Source organism: Pseudoalteromonas sp. G5_S1_14_S5 (genome assembly GCF_054968605.1).
This window is the reverse complement of the sequence record NZ_JBQKUM010000059.1, coordinates 1-14,302: the sequence shown is the minus strand read 5'-3', so window position 1 is coordinate 14,302 and position 14,302 is coordinate 1. Positions and strand designations below refer to the sequence as shown.

At 44.1% G+C, this 14,302-nt stretch carries 16 protein-coding genes; 5 read left to right on the top strand and 11 right to left on the bottom strand.

What is annotated here, in order from left to right; all coding sequences use genetic code 11:
- Nucleotide 1: 1 nt before the first annotated feature.
- The 3 genes from codB to ACTRWI_RS16535 all read right to left on the bottom strand — a co-directional run bounded on the left by codB (nt 2) and on the right by ACTRWI_RS16535 (nt 3,511).
- Nucleotides 2-1,240: a cytosine permease gene (codB, locus tag ACTRWI_RS16545; RefSeq protein ID WP_499132896.1), complete on the bottom strand. Its 1,239-nt coding sequence runs from the start codon at nt 1,238-1,240 to the stop codon at nt 2-4.
- A gap of 703 nt (nt 1,241-1,943) precedes the next feature.
- Entirely contained in the window at nt 1,944-3,167 is a 1,224-nt protein-coding gene (locus tag ACTRWI_RS16540; RefSeq protein WP_499132895.1) for an HlyD family secretion protein, read from the bottom strand.
- Nucleotides 3,161-3,511, bottom strand: a complete 351-nt coding sequence (locus tag ACTRWI_RS16535; protein WP_499132893.1) for an MFS transporter — start codon at nt 3,509-3,511, stop codon at nt 3,161-3,163. The genes ACTRWI_RS16540 and ACTRWI_RS16535 overlap by 7 nt, the downstream gene beginning before the upstream one ends.
- 133 nt (nt 3,512-3,644) lie before the next feature.
- Here ACTRWI_RS16535 and ACTRWI_RS16530 point away from each other — a divergent pair, with 133 nt between their 5' ends.
- A complete protein-coding gene (locus ACTRWI_RS16530; RefSeq protein ID WP_499132892.1) occupies nt 3,645-4,652 on the top strand; it encodes an AraC family transcriptional regulator in 1,008 nt (335 codons plus the stop codon).
- 7 nt (nt 4,653-4,659) lie between these two features.
- Here the strand turns inward: ACTRWI_RS16530 and ACTRWI_RS16525 are convergent, their stop codons facing one another.
- From ACTRWI_RS16525 to ACTRWI_RS16505, 5 genes are all read right to left on the bottom strand, one after another.
- Nucleotides 4,660-5,550, bottom strand: coding sequence for an urea transporter (locus ACTRWI_RS16525; protein ID WP_499132891.1), 891 nt, complete (start codon nt 5,548-5,550; stop codon nt 4,660-4,662).
- A 256-nt stretch (nt 5,551-5,806) separates the two neighbouring features.
- Nucleotides 5,807-6,160: a pyridoxamine 5'-phosphate oxidase family protein gene (locus ACTRWI_RS16520; RefSeq protein WP_499132889.1), complete on the bottom strand. Its 354-nt coding sequence runs from the start codon at nt 6,158-6,160 to the stop codon at nt 5,807-5,809.
- Nucleotides 6,161-6,321: 161 nt separating this feature from the next.
- The gene (locus ACTRWI_RS16515; RefSeq protein ID WP_499132887.1) at nt 6,322-6,879 is read right to left on the bottom strand and encodes an amino acid permease; all 558 of its coding nucleotides are present in this window, start codon (nt 6,877-6,879) and stop codon (nt 6,322-6,324) included.
- Nucleotides 6,880-7,091: 212 nt separating this feature from the next.
- Nucleotides 7,092-7,232, bottom strand: a complete 141-nt coding sequence (locus ACTRWI_RS16510) for a hypothetical protein (RefSeq protein ID WP_499132886.1) — start codon at nt 7,230-7,232, stop codon at nt 7,092-7,094.
- Between the two features lie 114 nt (nt 7,233-7,346).
- Nucleotides 7,347-7,481, bottom strand: a complete 135-nt coding sequence (locus ACTRWI_RS16505; protein ID WP_499132884.1) for a hypothetical protein — start codon at nt 7,479-7,481, stop codon at nt 7,347-7,349.
- Nucleotides 7,482-7,683: 202 nt separating this feature from the next.
- On the opposite strand from ACTRWI_RS16505, the gene ACTRWI_RS16500 reads away from it, so the two are divergent.
- The 3 genes from ACTRWI_RS16500 to ACTRWI_RS16490 all read left to right on the top strand — a co-directional run bounded on the left by ACTRWI_RS16500 (nt 7,684) and on the right by ACTRWI_RS16490 (nt 9,559).
- Nucleotides 7,684-7,917, top strand: coding sequence for an Lrp/AsnC ligand binding domain-containing protein (locus tag ACTRWI_RS16500; RefSeq protein ID WP_499132882.1), 234 nt, complete (start codon nt 7,684-7,686; stop codon nt 7,915-7,917).
- Nucleotides 7,911-8,831, top strand: coding sequence for a LysR family transcriptional regulator (locus tag ACTRWI_RS16495; protein ID WP_499132880.1), 921 nt, complete (start codon nt 7,911-7,913; stop codon nt 8,829-8,831). Before ACTRWI_RS16500 ends, ACTRWI_RS16495 begins: the two co-directional genes overlap by 7 nt.
- A gap of 113 nt (nt 8,832-8,944) precedes the next feature.
- Nucleotides 8,945-9,559 carry a LysE family translocator gene (locus ACTRWI_RS16490; protein ID WP_499132922.1) on the top strand — a complete coding sequence of 205 codons (615 nt, stop codon included), beginning with the start codon at nt 8,945-8,947 and terminating at the stop codon, nt 9,557-9,559.
- A 93-nt stretch (nt 9,560-9,652) separates the two neighbouring features.
- Here the strand turns inward: ACTRWI_RS16490 and ACTRWI_RS16485 are convergent, their stop codons facing one another.
- The 3 genes from ACTRWI_RS16485 to ACTRWI_RS16475 all read right to left on the bottom strand — a co-directional run bounded on the left by ACTRWI_RS16485 (nt 9,653) and on the right by ACTRWI_RS16475 (nt 13,111).
- Nucleotides 9,653-10,816, bottom strand: coding sequence for an alpha/beta hydrolase (locus ACTRWI_RS16485; RefSeq protein WP_499132879.1), 1,164 nt, complete (start codon nt 10,814-10,816; stop codon nt 9,653-9,655).
- Between the two features lie 47 nt (nt 10,817-10,863).
- A complete protein-coding gene (locus ACTRWI_RS16480) occupies nt 10,864-11,094 on the bottom strand; it encodes a hypothetical protein (protein ID WP_499132877.1) in 231 nt (76 codons plus the stop codon).
- Between the two features lie 580 nt (nt 11,095-11,674).
- Complete coding sequence (locus ACTRWI_RS16475; protein ID WP_499132875.1) at nt 11,675-13,111, bottom strand: glyceraldehyde-3-phosphate dehydrogenase; 1,437 nt, start codon at nt 13,109-13,111, stop codon at nt 11,675-11,677.
- A gap of 788 nt (nt 13,112-13,899) precedes the next feature.
- On the opposite strand from ACTRWI_RS16475, the gene ACTRWI_RS16470 reads away from it, so the two are divergent.
- The coding region (locus tag ACTRWI_RS16470) for a hypothetical protein (protein WP_499132873.1) at nt 13,900-14,302 on the top strand (403 nt) is incomplete at its 3' end.

Here is a 14,302-nt window from a genome sequence, read left to right as displayed (position 1 = left end):
CTTAAGCGGCCTGAGATTTCAGAGCTTTTTTATTCAGTAGAGGGTTTAGCACTAGGTAACCGATAGCACCGCCTAATACTGCGTTCAATGGAACAACGCCAGGAAGGAAGTGACCTGCTGCTACGCCTGTTGCTACCGCGATAATGCCAGCCCAGTTAACGGTTTGGAACTCCGCATTTGCAAAATCTTTGTAACGCTGACGGTTCGCGAAGAAGTCTGCGATGATTACGCCACCAATTGGTGGAATCGCTAGCGAAAGGAACGTTAGCCAGCCAACGAAGTTGTTGTATAACCAAAGCGCGAAAATGGTACCGATAATGCCGTTGATGATAGACATTGTAGTACTCGAGCGACCGGTGATGCTTGAGAAGCCTAAACCTGATGCGTAAAGCGCGTTTTCGTTAGTCGTCCAAATGTTTAAACCTAGTACGATAATCGCCGGAAGTAGAAGACCTTGTGCGATCATGACATCAGAAATATCAGCTTGGCCTGTAGCGGCAGCACCGGCTGCACCGAAGATGAACATCAGGGAGTTGCCGATGAAAAATGCGACCATAGTAATGAGTACCGCACTTGCTGGTTTTTTACCAAAGCGCACGAAGTCAGCCGTTAATGTACCTGCACTAACAAATGAACCCACAACCATCGCTAGCGCAACAGAGAAGTCCATTGGCGTTTCTGGTTTGATAAGCTGCAGCTGTTCTAGACCACCTACGCTGTCTACCGCTGCCAGCACAGAGTAGCCCCCTAGAATCGCGATAGCAGGAACGGCAACCGCTGAAAGTACCATTAGCGCCTTGATGCCGAAGTACACTGTACCCGTCATTAACAAGCCCGATACAATGATTAGTGTGTTGGTATCGATGCCTGTCGCTTTTTGTACCGGAATTGCAAACATAGCTACACCTACGCCAAACCAACCGACTTGTGTGCCGCCAAGTAGGGCCGAAGGAAGCCATGAGCCTTTGGTACCGAAAGAGAAACGAGCTAGGAGGTGAGTTGAGAGGCCAGTAGATGAGCCGATGTAGCCAAGAAAAGAAGTGTAAATACCGAGAATTAGGTTACCGATGAGAACAGCGAGGAAGAAATCGTTGAATGAAAGGCCTGTCCCGAGTGAACCACCTGTCCACATACTTGCAGAGAAGAAAGTGAGTCCAAGCATTACCATGGTGAGTGAAGCAACTCCTTTCCTAGCCGATGGTGGAACCGGCCCTAGACTGTAGTTATTATCAGCAGCCATTTTTTAACCTCCGCAAATGATCAAAATTAAAATTAACGGTCGCCATATTGCAGGCAAACGTGCGCATTATGGTGATATAAATCACATAGTCAATGCTAAATTTGTCAATAGTCAGTCGTTAAAACCAGTTTTGGCTAAAATTTATATATAAAACATGGCGTTGTTTGTATGGGCTTTTTGTGGAAATTAATAGGAAACGTTTTCTATCACGTGTTTGCGACTAACAATATGCAGGTTGAGTATGAATGTTGAGTGTTATTGGTATGAATGGTTGTCTGTATACAGGGAGTGCAAGTTTAGTAAACGATAGGCAAAAAAATAGCCAATCGCAATAACCGCGATTGGCTTAAATATTTTGTGAACAAGTATAGGTTCACTAACAACGTCAGTTGGCTAGGTGACCCTCGGCTTAAGAAGGGTCATTGGGTACACTGCAGTTAGTGTGCCAACTTTAATAACCTGATTATCGCCTGTTTGATAGCAATTTGGTGCGTATTTAAGCGCTTTTTTTGCGTTTTGATACTTTGTGTTTGCGTAATGCAAGTGCATTTTGCGAATGGGTGCGATTTGACGACAAATAGTAGGGGAGTTCAAGATGTTGGCTCTTCTTTCCAGTTTAAACCTATCGATTTGTATTCAAGAAACGAAAAGCCCTAGTAATCAATGATCACTCGGGCTTGGTATTTCTAATCCATTAAGGTGGTTAGATAGAGTAGAAGAAGTACAGTTGAGACTTCATTCTGATGATGATGCCACGAATAACATCGAGGAAGGCCATAAAACTAATTGGCTTCTCACCACTAACCCAAGCAAGCCCTACTGAGCCGACAGGGATGTCGTAACCTTCTGTTTCATCAATCTTTAAACGAACGAAGTGGTGCTTGTTCTGAAGGTTTCGACCTGTGGTTATTCGAACCTCTTCATCGATACCTAATAAGCTGGCTTGTGCCTCCCCCGTTGCTTCCACAATTCCTTCTACTGTCGCAGAGAAGATTTTCCCTGGGTATACCGCTGTTGCGAACTCCGCAGGCAGACCTACTTTGATATTGCGAATCGCTTGGTGGTTTACTCGCATTAATACGTATTTCTCCTCGGTATACATTTGGATACGAGGCATCATCGAAACACGTTGCCCTTCACGAAGAATAAAGTTGGTAACAAAGCCATCTGATGGCGCCGTTACTTTCGTGCTATTCAAGTCCCACTGTGCCTGTGCCAATGTGGATTTAGCAGAGTCGACCTCGGTTTGCTTCTTACTTACATTGGTTTCGGCTTTTTGGATGTTTAACTTGGCGTTCTCCGCATCCACCTCTTTCTTACTCAACTGAGACTCAAGTGTAGTCACATTATGGGTCGCTAAGTCCACTTTTGCGGTTTGTTGGTCGATATCAGACTCTGTAATGGTGTGCTCAACCACACTGTTTTGCTTTTGATAACGATCCAGCGTCTTAGACTGTAAAACTAGGTCGGTCTTTGCTGACTCAATCTGTGCTATTGAGGCTTTGATGTCTTCAAGCGCAGATTGGTAGCTGACTTTTGCAATGCTGACTTCTTGGCGAGCTGTGTCTAACGCGACTTCTGCTGACTCAAGTTGAACCTTCGCCTTATCTCGAGCGATCACATATTTGGTATTGTCAATCTCATAGATTAACTGACCTTCAGCTACGTCTTGGTTTGGGTGAATATGAACTTTCGTGGTTTTTCCCGTTACATTGGTTGAATCTGGACGCAATTGAATATGGGGAGATTGAACGACGGAACCACCTGAGAGGTCCATCGGCGTAAAGTTAATCAGTCCTACCCACACAAACAGCAACCAAGAAGTACCACCTAGGTACGTAAAGGCTTTCGTTCCTTTATTCCAAGGCATACCAATCAGCCTCAGTAAATAAATGAATAGTGCCCAAATAGCTAAGCCCTCTAACATGCTTGCTTCTCCTCGTCTTTGTTATCAGCGTTACTGGTTTCTTTCGGTGCTGCGGGGGCTTTCCATGTATCCCTAAGGTGGATGATTGCTTTTTCCATATCAACGAATGCCAAAATGACGGCGAGTACCCACACCCAGTGCCATAAAAAGCCAATCCAAGTGAGCGCGGTGATCAAACCGAGTTGTTGATGCTCTTTACTGTGAGCCTTGTTGATCGGTAGTTCATGGACTCGCCAGAACCCGTAACATGCAGCGGCAATCGTTGCGACGAGTACAACACCTGCAACAACATGTAGCACTGTGTCAGCGCCAGTTCCAACAAATGGGACACTTACTAAACTCATTGATATACCCTAGGTTAAATTGAGCGCTGAGTGTGGTTGATATCAGATTTATAGGTTGAAAATTTACTAATTACTTTAATAATGACACCTATATGAGGTGATCTGTAATTGTTTTGGCTGGGGTTTGCGACGAATGAATAATTGTAACTTCTTAAGAGCATTAGGAATTTTAGGTATATATCAGTACGCAGCGGTGAATCGTGAGCTAGATATGGATTCTTTAGGTATTCCCAAATCGGTATTTGCTAACGCTATGAACCTAATTCCGGTCAATGAAGTGGATAAATGGTATGGCTTACTGGAGCAGAAAACGGATGATCCAGACATCATCTTAAAGCTTGCTGATAGAGTCGATATCGAAAAGTTAGGCCCGCTTGCTAAATGGTTTTTCTCCGGACATGACCTAGCTTCGACCATTCGACGCGTTAACATCGGGCTACATTGTTTGCAGTCTGGCGCTTTTTTATATGGGGCGCAAGTGGGCAACCTGATTAAGTGGTGTTATGACAACCCTGAATATTCTGAGACTGGTAAGGTTCACGATTCCGTACGTGTTGCGATCTTTATGATGAAGATATTAAGGCGTTATCTCGGGCCTGATTTCGTGCCTTCTGCCGTTTCTATTGCCGGACATCGAGAAAATACTGAGCTTTATCACAAGTACTTTGGTTGCAATATTCAGTGGGGACAACCGAGAACTGAAGTATGGATACTGAGTAAATCTAGGCTATCTATGAATCACTCGCCGTCAGAAGGGAAAATGAGTTTAGCGATGAATTTCCATGATTTAGATAACTATCTCAACATGCCAGACGCAGGTGATGAACATAAGGTGACCTATGAAATGATCAACTATAGTCGCCACTTTGGCTTACCAACGTTGAATAAGGTGTCGAGCTTACTTGGTTTGTCTGAGCAGCAGTTTCAGCGACGACTGCACAAACTAGGAGTTAACTTTTCCACCATTATGGGTTACGCATTGAGTAACGTTGCCGTTGAGTTGCTGAGTTATTCATTGCCGGTTGAAGAGGTGGCGAGACGCCTCGGTTATACCAACGTGGCAAGCTTTACGCGAATGTTTAAAAAGCACCGTGGCTTGACCCCGAAGCAATATGTCGAAAGGTTTAGAACTGGTTTATAGAGCTTTATCAGGTGTGTTGTTTGCTCGATAAGTACACCATGGCCCAAGTGCTGATAATGAAAGGCGCGGTTAGTGGCAGTAAGTTAAAAGTGTGGAATATGAGTGTAATGAGGCAACTCAACATACCGCCTAATATCACTAAAAACCACGAAACTCTTGGGTAGAGAACCAGTGCGAGTGTCGCTAGCACAGCGTTGTATCCATATAGCCCTTGAGTGATCAGTTGGTCATTTGCGCCAATTACCTCGCTAAACAGAGTGCTGATTGCTACTGCCAACACTATCCAAATAGCATGTCGGATGTTGTTAAGCATGATCGCCACTAAGATAATTAACCCCGTCCACGCATTGTTGATAAAGCTGACTTGGCTGACTCCTTTTAGCATGATCACGATACAAGGGGGTAGGTGAGCCTCTAAATTTGTCGTTATATTGTTGTGTGGAGCTTGCTCATCGGCAGAAGGAGATAATACCGACAGATCTAAGCTCCACTGAGTCACATAAATTACCCAAGATGTTATGACGAAAGCGCTGGTATAGCCTAGGTACTTTTTAAAGCCAAATACCACGGTTGCGATGGGAACAGTGAACAATGCACCTAAGAAGGTGACCATCACTAAGACGGGTGTGATCCCCAATATATTTCCGATAAACAGGGCGACGAGAGCACCATTCAACGCATACATTCCATTATTGATATTGTCGATTGGCTCTCTGGTATAGCAAGAAAATACATAACTGCTCACTGCACCGAATAGTGTAAGGGCTAAGACAGAAAGGGATTCGACTGAGATGGCAATCAGAAATAAAACAGACGTGATGATTGTTGGAGTAAAGTAAACTTGCCCAATACCATTGAGCAATCCCTGATGTTGTTGAAAGTCCTTATTCGTCTGCATCGCTCGGCTACGTTATTTACTGATGTTAAATTTTTGATAGCCAGATTGTAAACAGTTTTAACGCGTTGGCCATTTCGGTCTGTCAATTTTGATACCAGCGTTCACCATAAGCCTGTTGATAATCCGGTTTTTCAATGAGCCCCTCTTGCTCGGGTGCAGTTTCTAGCGGGGCAACAACGGTTCGCTAAGGCAGTACACCCGCCCACACTGGGGTATCCATATCTGCTTTGTCGTCGTTCACACCATGCTTACCAATTTATACTGATTCTTTGGTTAGCGGTATCGCCAATAACTCAGTCGCAATGAGCTCTTTTTCATTGCTCAGTCTAACCTCGTTGGCTCTCCCCGGGGCTATCTGCTCAATGAAGATATTCAGCAAGCGATCCTTTTCTTGATTGTCGTCGATGACTAAAAATGATCCGAGCACCACAGCAGAACGATAATGGGCGCTATGATGAAAGGCTGAGCGGGCCAAGACCCAACCATCGAATAAGGTGAATGTTAAACAGGTTGGCTCGCCTTTCTTAAGCCCTTTTAGTAAGCGACTGTTTTTAGCGCTATGGATATAGACCATATCATCGACTCGCCAAGCGAGCATCGGTATCACCATCGGGCCTTGTTCACCTATTTTCTTTTTACGAATATGGCTCGAGTGTTGAGCGTGATTGGAATGGGGCGTTATTGGGTTTTGGGAATGTTCGTTTGGCAGAAATAAAGCCGAAGATCAAAGCGATCGCTCGGCTTTTCTATCAATAAAAGGATCGATAGTGCTTATAACTTATCGATAGAGACGGTGGGTTTATCGAACCACTTTTGCCAAGGGAGTGACAATGTCACAAAAGTCGTCAAAGCATACAGCATTGACCAACTTAGGCAGATAAACACGACAGTACAGATAACCAACGAAAGCATCGCCGTGTACCTAGATGTACCTTTCAGAAGTTGGCAAGCAGCTAGCATTGCGAGCAGATAAACTAGAATAAAAATACCGTTAGCGAGCTTTAGAAAGAACTCAAGATCTAGATTGGACAGCTCGCCAATCACACATGAAAGCAGCGCGATAACGCCGATTACTAACGTTGGGGAGAGCGGCACTCCGCGGCTATTGAGCTGTGCCATTTTACCGTCCGGTCGATGCTGGCGAGCCTGAGCCCAGATCATTCGTGACAAGCGTTGGGTGTATGGATTCAGGCTAGCGAAACAGGCAAAGAAACCAAGCACACTGATAACAGCTTTAAACCCATTACCAAACAGCTGTTCAGTTACCCATGGGATTGATGCGGCGTCAAATTCCGTTGAACCATACGCACCTAGTTTGAGGATAACCACGGAACAAGCCTAATACACTAAGCCAGCTACGAAACAACTGGCTACGATAGACCACATAGAGTCAGAGGATAAGCTCGGTATTGCTATATCGGCTATAGTGTTCTCTGCTTTCCAAACGAAAGCGCTGACTAAGGCAAAGATCGAAAGGGCAATCACGGTTTGCAGGCGGCCTGAAGACTTACTGCCCATCAAGTTGACCACAATCAGTAGTGCTACGGTAAAAATTGAGCGCCGAGTGGTGTGTTGAGCGGAGCTGGTAATAACTGTTGGGCAAAGCCACCAGCCAATGCGATAGCCGCTGGGATACCCACGGGTACTTCACTCACAAATAACCAAGCAACACTCGTTTCCAACTTTTCACTAAACGCTTGGCGAACAAAATAGGCAGTGCCTTCCGCGTTCGGGTTGCGTTTACCTAGTGCGGCGAAAGTGAGAGCAATAGGACAAATGGCGATAAACAGGATTAACTAGGCTAACAGCGATAATTGACCTTCAATACCTGCCGCGATAGCGGGAATCATAAATAGCCCAGTACCAAGCAAGGTCGTTGAAAGTTGTCCAATGCCGGACATTAGCGTGATTTCTTGTTTTAGCTGGGTCATTCGCTCTCCTAGCTTGTGACGATTTTGATCTGGAAATGGAAAGAGTGTGAATGAAAGCTTATATTGTCGTCATCAATAATACAGCTAGCGAAACGTCGTAAGCCGCCGTCATTTTACGGTATTTCGTGGATTAAGTGTCAAAGTGTCGGCTGACCTAAACAGCGACTGTTATAAGTTCAAGAGTTGTGTCAAATTAGGCGTGTTGAATAGAACAATAAATGGGAAGAATCAAATTCATGGTATTGACGGTGTGCAATGGTGCCACTCAATTAGCGGAGAGACCGATATGATGCTGTATGTCGAGGTTGAGAGTATGGAACGTTTAAATCAAGTTCGCGATCATCTGCAAAGCTATCCAGAGCTTCGCCATCTAATGACTCATACTGTGTTGACCGAGTTTTTTAACACGCTGAATCCGACGGTACATTCATGCTAGGCAATATTAATTTAAACTTACTGCGTTCATTGCATGTCCTTCTTGAAGAGTGTCATGTGAGCCGAGCCGCGCAACGCCTGCATATCACACAATCAGCGGTGAGTCGCCAACTTAGCCAGCTACGAGATTTATGTGGTGACCCTCTGTTAGTGCGTGATGGTAATAAGCTGGTGCCAACCAATCGAGCTATTTTGCTTAAAGAGAAACTCGATGACCTACTCGGTGAGTTTGACCACCTACTAGATGACAAACCGTTTGAACCACAAGAGTGGCAGGGAGAGTTTGTATTGTCTTCTAGTGACTATGTTGCTCAGTATATTTTGCCAGTGATTGTTGCCGAGGTATCAGCAGACGCGCCGAATATCAATTTGGCCTACCGTTTGTGGCAGCCAAACTACCTTGAATCACTCAATGAGTCAGGAATTCACTTGGCTTCCAGCATGTTTCCTAAAAAGCCGGAACATGTATCGAGTATCAAGCTTGGAGAGGACAAATCGGTGTGTTTAATGCGCAAATCACATCCATTGGCTCATAAAGAGGTGTTAAGTTCCGAAGATATTGTCCAGTATTCTCATATCAAGGTGACTGGAGGAGGGGACAAAGACAGCTACGCCGATATTGCATTGAAAAAGCAAGGGCTGAAACGCAGAGTGGCATTTAAGGTTCCTTTCTTTTCATCGGCAAGTAACGTGTTAATGCAAGACGATTATTTGATGATCGTACCTGAGCACATTGCCTATAACCTAGGTAGGCATCTTGAGGCTAAGTATTTTCCATTGCCATTCGAAACTGAAATGCACACCTATTGGTTAATGTGGCACCCGAAGTACGACAACGATTCGGCACATAAATGGGCTCGAGAAAAGGCATTCCAAGCAATGCAAAAGTCGAGTTACAATATCAGTATGACTTAAAATCATAACCATGATGATTATCTTTGATTTCAAATAATACTAAGTGGTAATTATGCTAACTATCAATGGTAGAGCGTTCAACAAGAACGTATGGTTTGACTAGGAATGAAATGATGACGGTAACAATTTGGTTTTCTTTATTGGCTATTTGTCTATTGGGAGCAATGTCTCCGGGGCCAAGTTTAGTAATGATTGCTAAACACAGCTTAGCTGGTGGTCGTATCAACGGGCTTATCGCTGCTTGGTCACACGCTGCGGGTATTGGTATTTATGCGTTTGCAACCATCGTAGGCTTGGCAGTGGTATTGGAGCAATCTCCAGTGTTATTTAAAGGTATTAGCTTGACGGGTGCAGCTTATCTGTTGTATTTGGGAGTCAATGCTCTGCGTTCGAAAGGTGGGGTAGCTTCGAAATTAGAAGCTGGTGAACAGATGAGCTACATGCAGTCTGCTCGTGAAGCTTTCTTGATCTCTATCTTGAGCCCTAAGATCGCACTGTTCTTCATCGCTCTGTTCAGCCAGTTTGTCGCGCTTGGCAATGAGTTGACCAACCAAGTGATTATTGTCTCGACTCCGCTGATTGTTGATGGCCTATGGTACACCTTCATCACCTTGGTGCTATCTAGGCCTCTCATTGTTGAACGAATCCGTTCAAAAGCGCAGTTGATTGATCGACTTTCAGGTATCGTTTTGATTTTGCTTGCTGTGCGCGTAGTGTGGACTATATAGCGTTAAACAACGGAAACGTAATAAAAAGTTATGTTTTAAAAAAGCTCACAGCGAATCGCTAGTGAGCTTTTTAGTTTTTATGAGTTTGTCTGGCTAACCTGCCGAGTTTAGTACTGAATCTAGTTTAGCCATAGAGTCGGAAAAGTAAGGGTTATACGTTAGGCGAGCGTGATTTTTACCTTCTTCACGGTATCCCCATGCTGAATACCACACTTCGCTGTTCGCATTACACTTCTCTTCAAAGCCCTCTTCTTGTCCGTTAGAGCAAATTTTTTCACTACCATTGATACCGTAATACGGATTGTTTGGTGAGAACAGCAAGCCCATGTGAGAACCGTTCGAGATACGTTGCTCTGGGATTTTCATGCTGTATTGAACAGCGCGAGAGTCATCGAGCTTGGCTTCTCCTTGCCACACCAAAACGTTATTCGGGTTTGGCATAGATTCAGTAAACGCCTGCTGAACGAAGTGAGTGTCAATCACACTATCGCCTTCACTCATCATAATGAACACTGGCTTGTCGAATTGTTTTTCTCTTAAGTCGTCACGAACGATTTCTGAGGTCTCGAAGTATACCGATGCTCCGTTCATTGGCAGCGAGTTATAACGCAGTATGTTGTCTTCAGGATCTTGGTCCGCCCAAGTCACAAAATAGCTCGCTAGCCCCGCGTATTGCACGGCCGATGAATTCGGTTGAAATGCAGGTGAAAACAGCAGTAATCCTGCGATCTTTGGATCCTTCATCGCTTGTGAGGTGACGAGGTTTGCACCGGTAGAGTAACCGCCTAGCCATACTGAATCGTACTCTTGCTCAAGTAACTTAGTATGATGAGCCACCACGCCTTGCCAATCTTCGAGATGCGGTTGCATTAAGTCACCTGCACGGCTGCCGTGACCTGGAAGCAGCACGGTTCTCACCAAGTAACCTTGGTCGGCTAAATGTTTTGCAATGTCTTTAAACGAATACGGCGAGTCGCCTAATCCATGGACCAACAGAACTGCTTTACCATTAGGTGAGGTCGGCTTGTACTCAGTGGGTGAATTAAGTTGAACCTCTAGTTGCTTGTCTTCGGTGATGAATACTCGGTTTTTTAATAGCCAGTCTTGAGTTTCGGTCACATAGTCATCGAAGCTGTCTTGTTGATACTCAGGCAGGCTTGGCGAAGCTTCGTAAGCGGGAGTGATGGTCTCGTAGGAGCAGCCAATGAGACCTGAAGTCGTAATAGCGAGCAGAGTTAGAAGGCTCTTTCTGTGCATTGCTTGGTGTAGCCTCTATCGTTGTTGTCTTGAAGCAAAAGCTTAGACTATTTTCTATTTGAAAGGTCTTCGTATTCGCCTTCAATAACACCAGCATCAGATGTTGATGAGTGGTGAGTGTCCATATAAGCTGCGAAGCCTTGTTTCTTCATTTTATTTTGAATGCGCTTTCCTGTGATTAATGCTGCGATAGCCAAAGGAATAGCAAGGATCAAGCTGGTGAATAGCGCCAAAAGGCCAGTAAATAGCGCAACAATCGTAACTAATATATTTTTCATATTCATTCCTCTTTTTCTATGTTGTTACTTTATCGCCCCTTTTCTGAACGAAACATGAACGCCGCAAAATAATTGACGAGAGTCACTATGACCGTGTGTTTGCCTTAGCTCGTAAATGTAGTTTTAATGACGCACTAAAAATATGGTTTAAAGTTAATCTCTAAAATCAATGAATTAAAAGTTGGCATGCTTAATACTTAATAGGGTTTGGAATATGTCACTGTCAGCGAAGTACGTACAGCTAATAAAAAGTACTGGAGCCCCTATATGTTCTGTATTCAATGTGAACAGTGCAGTCAAAGTATTTGTCTCAACGCTTGGCAAAGAAGCGGAAACAAAAGTGAGTATGCCATTTGCTAATTCACTAGACGATTCAGTCTGATGTCGAGGTAGAACTTTAGAAGTGATTGTTTATCAGAACTTCTGATATAAAAAGGCCACTTAGATCGGTTAGAGAGATCAGATCTAAGTGGCAACCCTCCTGTTTATACGGGAGAGTAAAACAGAAGGGGTTGCGAAGCCTGAAATAGGCTTCGCGGATATAGTTATTATGTTGTGGAGCTTGTTTTACTCAGAGATATTAAACCGCTGGGTAAGTTTTGTAGCGTACGCCCATCATTTGTTCCATGCAGTGAATAACTTGGCAGCTGTAGCCAAACTCGTTGTCGTACCAAATGTATAGAACAGCGCGGTTGTCTTGTGCGATAGTCGCAACACCGTCAACAACGCCAGGGTGACGAGAGCCAACTAAGTCTGTAGAAACGATTTCAGTTGAGTCTGTGTAATCGATTTGAGCAGATAGGGCAGAAGATAGTGCCATTTCACGTAGGTACGTGTTCAGCTCTTCTTTGTTGGTGCCTTTCTCAAGGTTTAGGTTTGCTACTGCCATTGAAACATTTGGCGTAGGTACGCGAATCGCGTTACCGGTTAGCTTGCCTTCCATTTCTGGCATCGCTTTTGATACTGCTTTTGCAGCGCCAGTCGATGTCAGTACCATGTTCAATGAAGCAGCACGGCCACGACGGTCACCTGAATGGAAGTTATCAATCAGGTTTTGGTCATTGGTGAATGAGTGAACTGTTTCGATATGACCAGACAGAACGCCGAACTTGTCGTGAACGGCTTTCAACACTGGTGTAATCGCGTTCGTTGTACAGCTTGCTGCTGAGATGATGGTGTCTTCAGGTTGAATCACATCTTCATTTACACCGAACACAACGTTTTTGATGTCACCTTTGCCAGGTGCAGTAAGCAGAACTTTGCTTGCACCGTTACACGCTACGTGTTGGCTTAGGCCTTCCGCGTCACGCCACACACCTGTGTTATCAACAACTAAAGCATTATCGATGCCGTAAGCCGTGTAATCCACGTCTTCTGGTTTATTCGCGTAGATAACTTGGATGAAATTACCGTTAACGATGATCGCTTTGCGCTCTTGGTCTACAACGATACTGCCGTTGAACTGACCATGAACTGAGTCACGACGTAGTAGGCTTGCACGTTTTTCTAAATCACCGTCTTTACCACCACGAACTACAATTGCACGTAAACGAAGTGGGTAACCTGGACCACTTTTCTCTACAAGAATACGAGTTAATAGACGACCGATACGACCAAAACCGTATAACACGACGTCGCGAGGTGTGGTCATCGCTTCGCCTTCTAATGAACCCATTAGAGCTGTTTGAAGGAAATCATCCATCGCGCTGAGATCTTCGTGGTTTTCCCAGTACTGAGCTGCTAGACGACCAACATCAACGCGGCAAGGTGACAAGCGCATTGATAGAAGATGCTGGATAATTGGTTGAGTTTGTTCTGCAGTTAGCGGTGAACCTGTGTAGCGTTTTGCGATGCGGTGAGCTTTGATGATGTCGATCGTTGTTGCGTTGACTAAGGTCTTACCGAAGAGGATAACTTCTACGCCTTTTTGGCGGTATAACTGACCTAAAGTTGGAGAGATGGATTCAGCAATAGTTTGACTAGTTTGCCAGTCTAGGAGGTGCTTTTCGGGACTCATCTTTACTCGGGACCTTTCACGTTAAGTTCTGCAGTCATGGCGATTGTAGGGAAGCCAATCAGCATAGGAGGTTGAGCTATCAAGCGGTGGTCTTTCATGCCACTTGAATGTGCTTGATATGCGTTGTGTGTAACTTGTAACTTTTATGTGGCAGGATTGTAAGGTACGACTGGTTATTCTGCTAGGAAAAATAAATGCAGATAAATTATCTGTAAGTTGGCGTAATATTAGCCATAAATCAAGTTTTACACTCAGATGAAGGCTATTGACTTTAACAATCTGTAGCACTTAATTTCCGCCAAAAAATACTCAAATCAAAATATGATATGTAATGAAAGTCATAGTGATCATTAAAGATGTGATCACCAACCCAAGTTACACGTAAATGGTAAACAACAAACAAGCCAATCAGTCTGTTTTGTTGTTTGACCTTCGAATAAGCCATCGTTGCGTGAAAAAAATGCAGAGCGCAAACGTTTGGATCTCACAAATTTAACCTTAATTTAGTAATTTGTTCGTACCTAGCACTTTGACTTGCTGCCTTTCTGACCTGACAGCGTGACTTCTTTACTTGTTATGCGAGTGATAATAACTCTCTCTCGGAAATGAAACGTTTCATTGATTTGTTACTCTGATAGCAGCGTTTGCTTCGTACACTGTAGATTATTTGCCTTTCTGGACTCAGAGTATCGTTTGTTCATATCCAATTTGATCAATAACCGCTGTTAATGTCCTACTCTTTACTTGGGCTAGGTTAAATTACTTTCGGGAAGGGAGTAGTTATAAAAATGACATATATATCAATTAGGTGGCGTCTAATTCTTCTTACTACTGTGTCTGTAATCACCATGTTTGGGTTTACATTCAACCAAGTGATCAAGAACGATACGAAGATGAAGAATCTTGAAACTACACGAGTTAAGGTTGAAGCTCTTCAATCTTTTAACACGGTTTCAAGTAATGCACATCGATGGTTAGTTCTGTCTAATGACTCTTCTGAGAAAGGCCAGTTGCTTTTAACCCTACAACCAGAATTGGATAGGCTTTCTCAGTTTGGGGCTCGATTAAAGCAGTCTGATGAAAACCTGAATATTGAGCCTCCGCTAACCGAATTGAAGAATGTAGTAATGAGCCTGACTAATGCGACGCAAGATTCTGGCAATCAGGCGTTACTAGAGAAGGCTTTCGGAT

Excerpts from the sequence above, each read along its gene's own strand:
- codB (WP_499132896.1), bottom strand. The coding sequence starts at position 1,240 with ATGGCTGCTGATAATAACTACAGTCTAGGGCCGGTTCCACCATCGGCT.
- ACTRWI_RS16540 (WP_499132895.1), bottom strand. The coding sequence starts at position 3,167 with ATGTTAGAGGGCTTAGCTATTTGGGCACTATTCATTTATTTACTGAGG.
- ACTRWI_RS16535 (WP_499132893.1), bottom strand. The coding sequence starts at position 3,511 with ATGAGTTTAGTAAGTGTCCCATTTGTTGGAACTGGCGCTGACACAGTG.
- ACTRWI_RS16530 (WP_499132892.1), top strand. The coding sequence starts at position 3,645 with ATGAATAATTGTAACTTCTTAAGAGCATTAGGAATTTTAGGTATATAT.
- ACTRWI_RS16525 (WP_499132891.1), bottom strand. The coding sequence starts at position 5,550 with ATGCAGACGAATAAGGACTTTCAACAACATCAGGGATTGCTCAATGGT.
- ACTRWI_RS16520 (WP_499132889.1), bottom strand. The coding sequence starts at position 6,160 with ATGGTGATACCGATGCTCGCTTGGCGAGTCGATGATATGGTCTATATC.
- ACTRWI_RS16505 (WP_499132884.1), bottom strand. The coding sequence starts at position 7,481 with ATGACCCAGCTAAAACAAGAAATCACGCTAATGTCCGGCATTGGACAA.
- ACTRWI_RS16495 (WP_499132880.1), top strand. The coding sequence starts at position 7,911 with ATGCTAGGCAATATTAATTTAAACTTACTGCGTTCATTGCATGTCCTT.
- ACTRWI_RS16490 (WP_499132922.1), top strand. The coding sequence starts at position 8,945 with ATGACGGTAACAATTTGGTTTTCTTTATTGGCTATTTGTCTATTGGGA.
- ACTRWI_RS16485 (WP_499132879.1), bottom strand. The coding sequence starts at position 10,816 with ATGCACAGAAAGAGCCTTCTAACTCTGCTCGCTATTACGACTTCAGGT.
- ACTRWI_RS16480 (WP_499132877.1), bottom strand. The coding sequence starts at position 11,094 with ATGAAAAATATATTAGTTACGATTGTTGCGCTATTTACTGGCCTTTTG.
- ACTRWI_RS16475 (WP_499132875.1), bottom strand. The coding sequence starts at position 13,111 with ATGAGTCCCGAAAAGCACCTCCTAGACTGGCAAACTAGTCAAACTATT.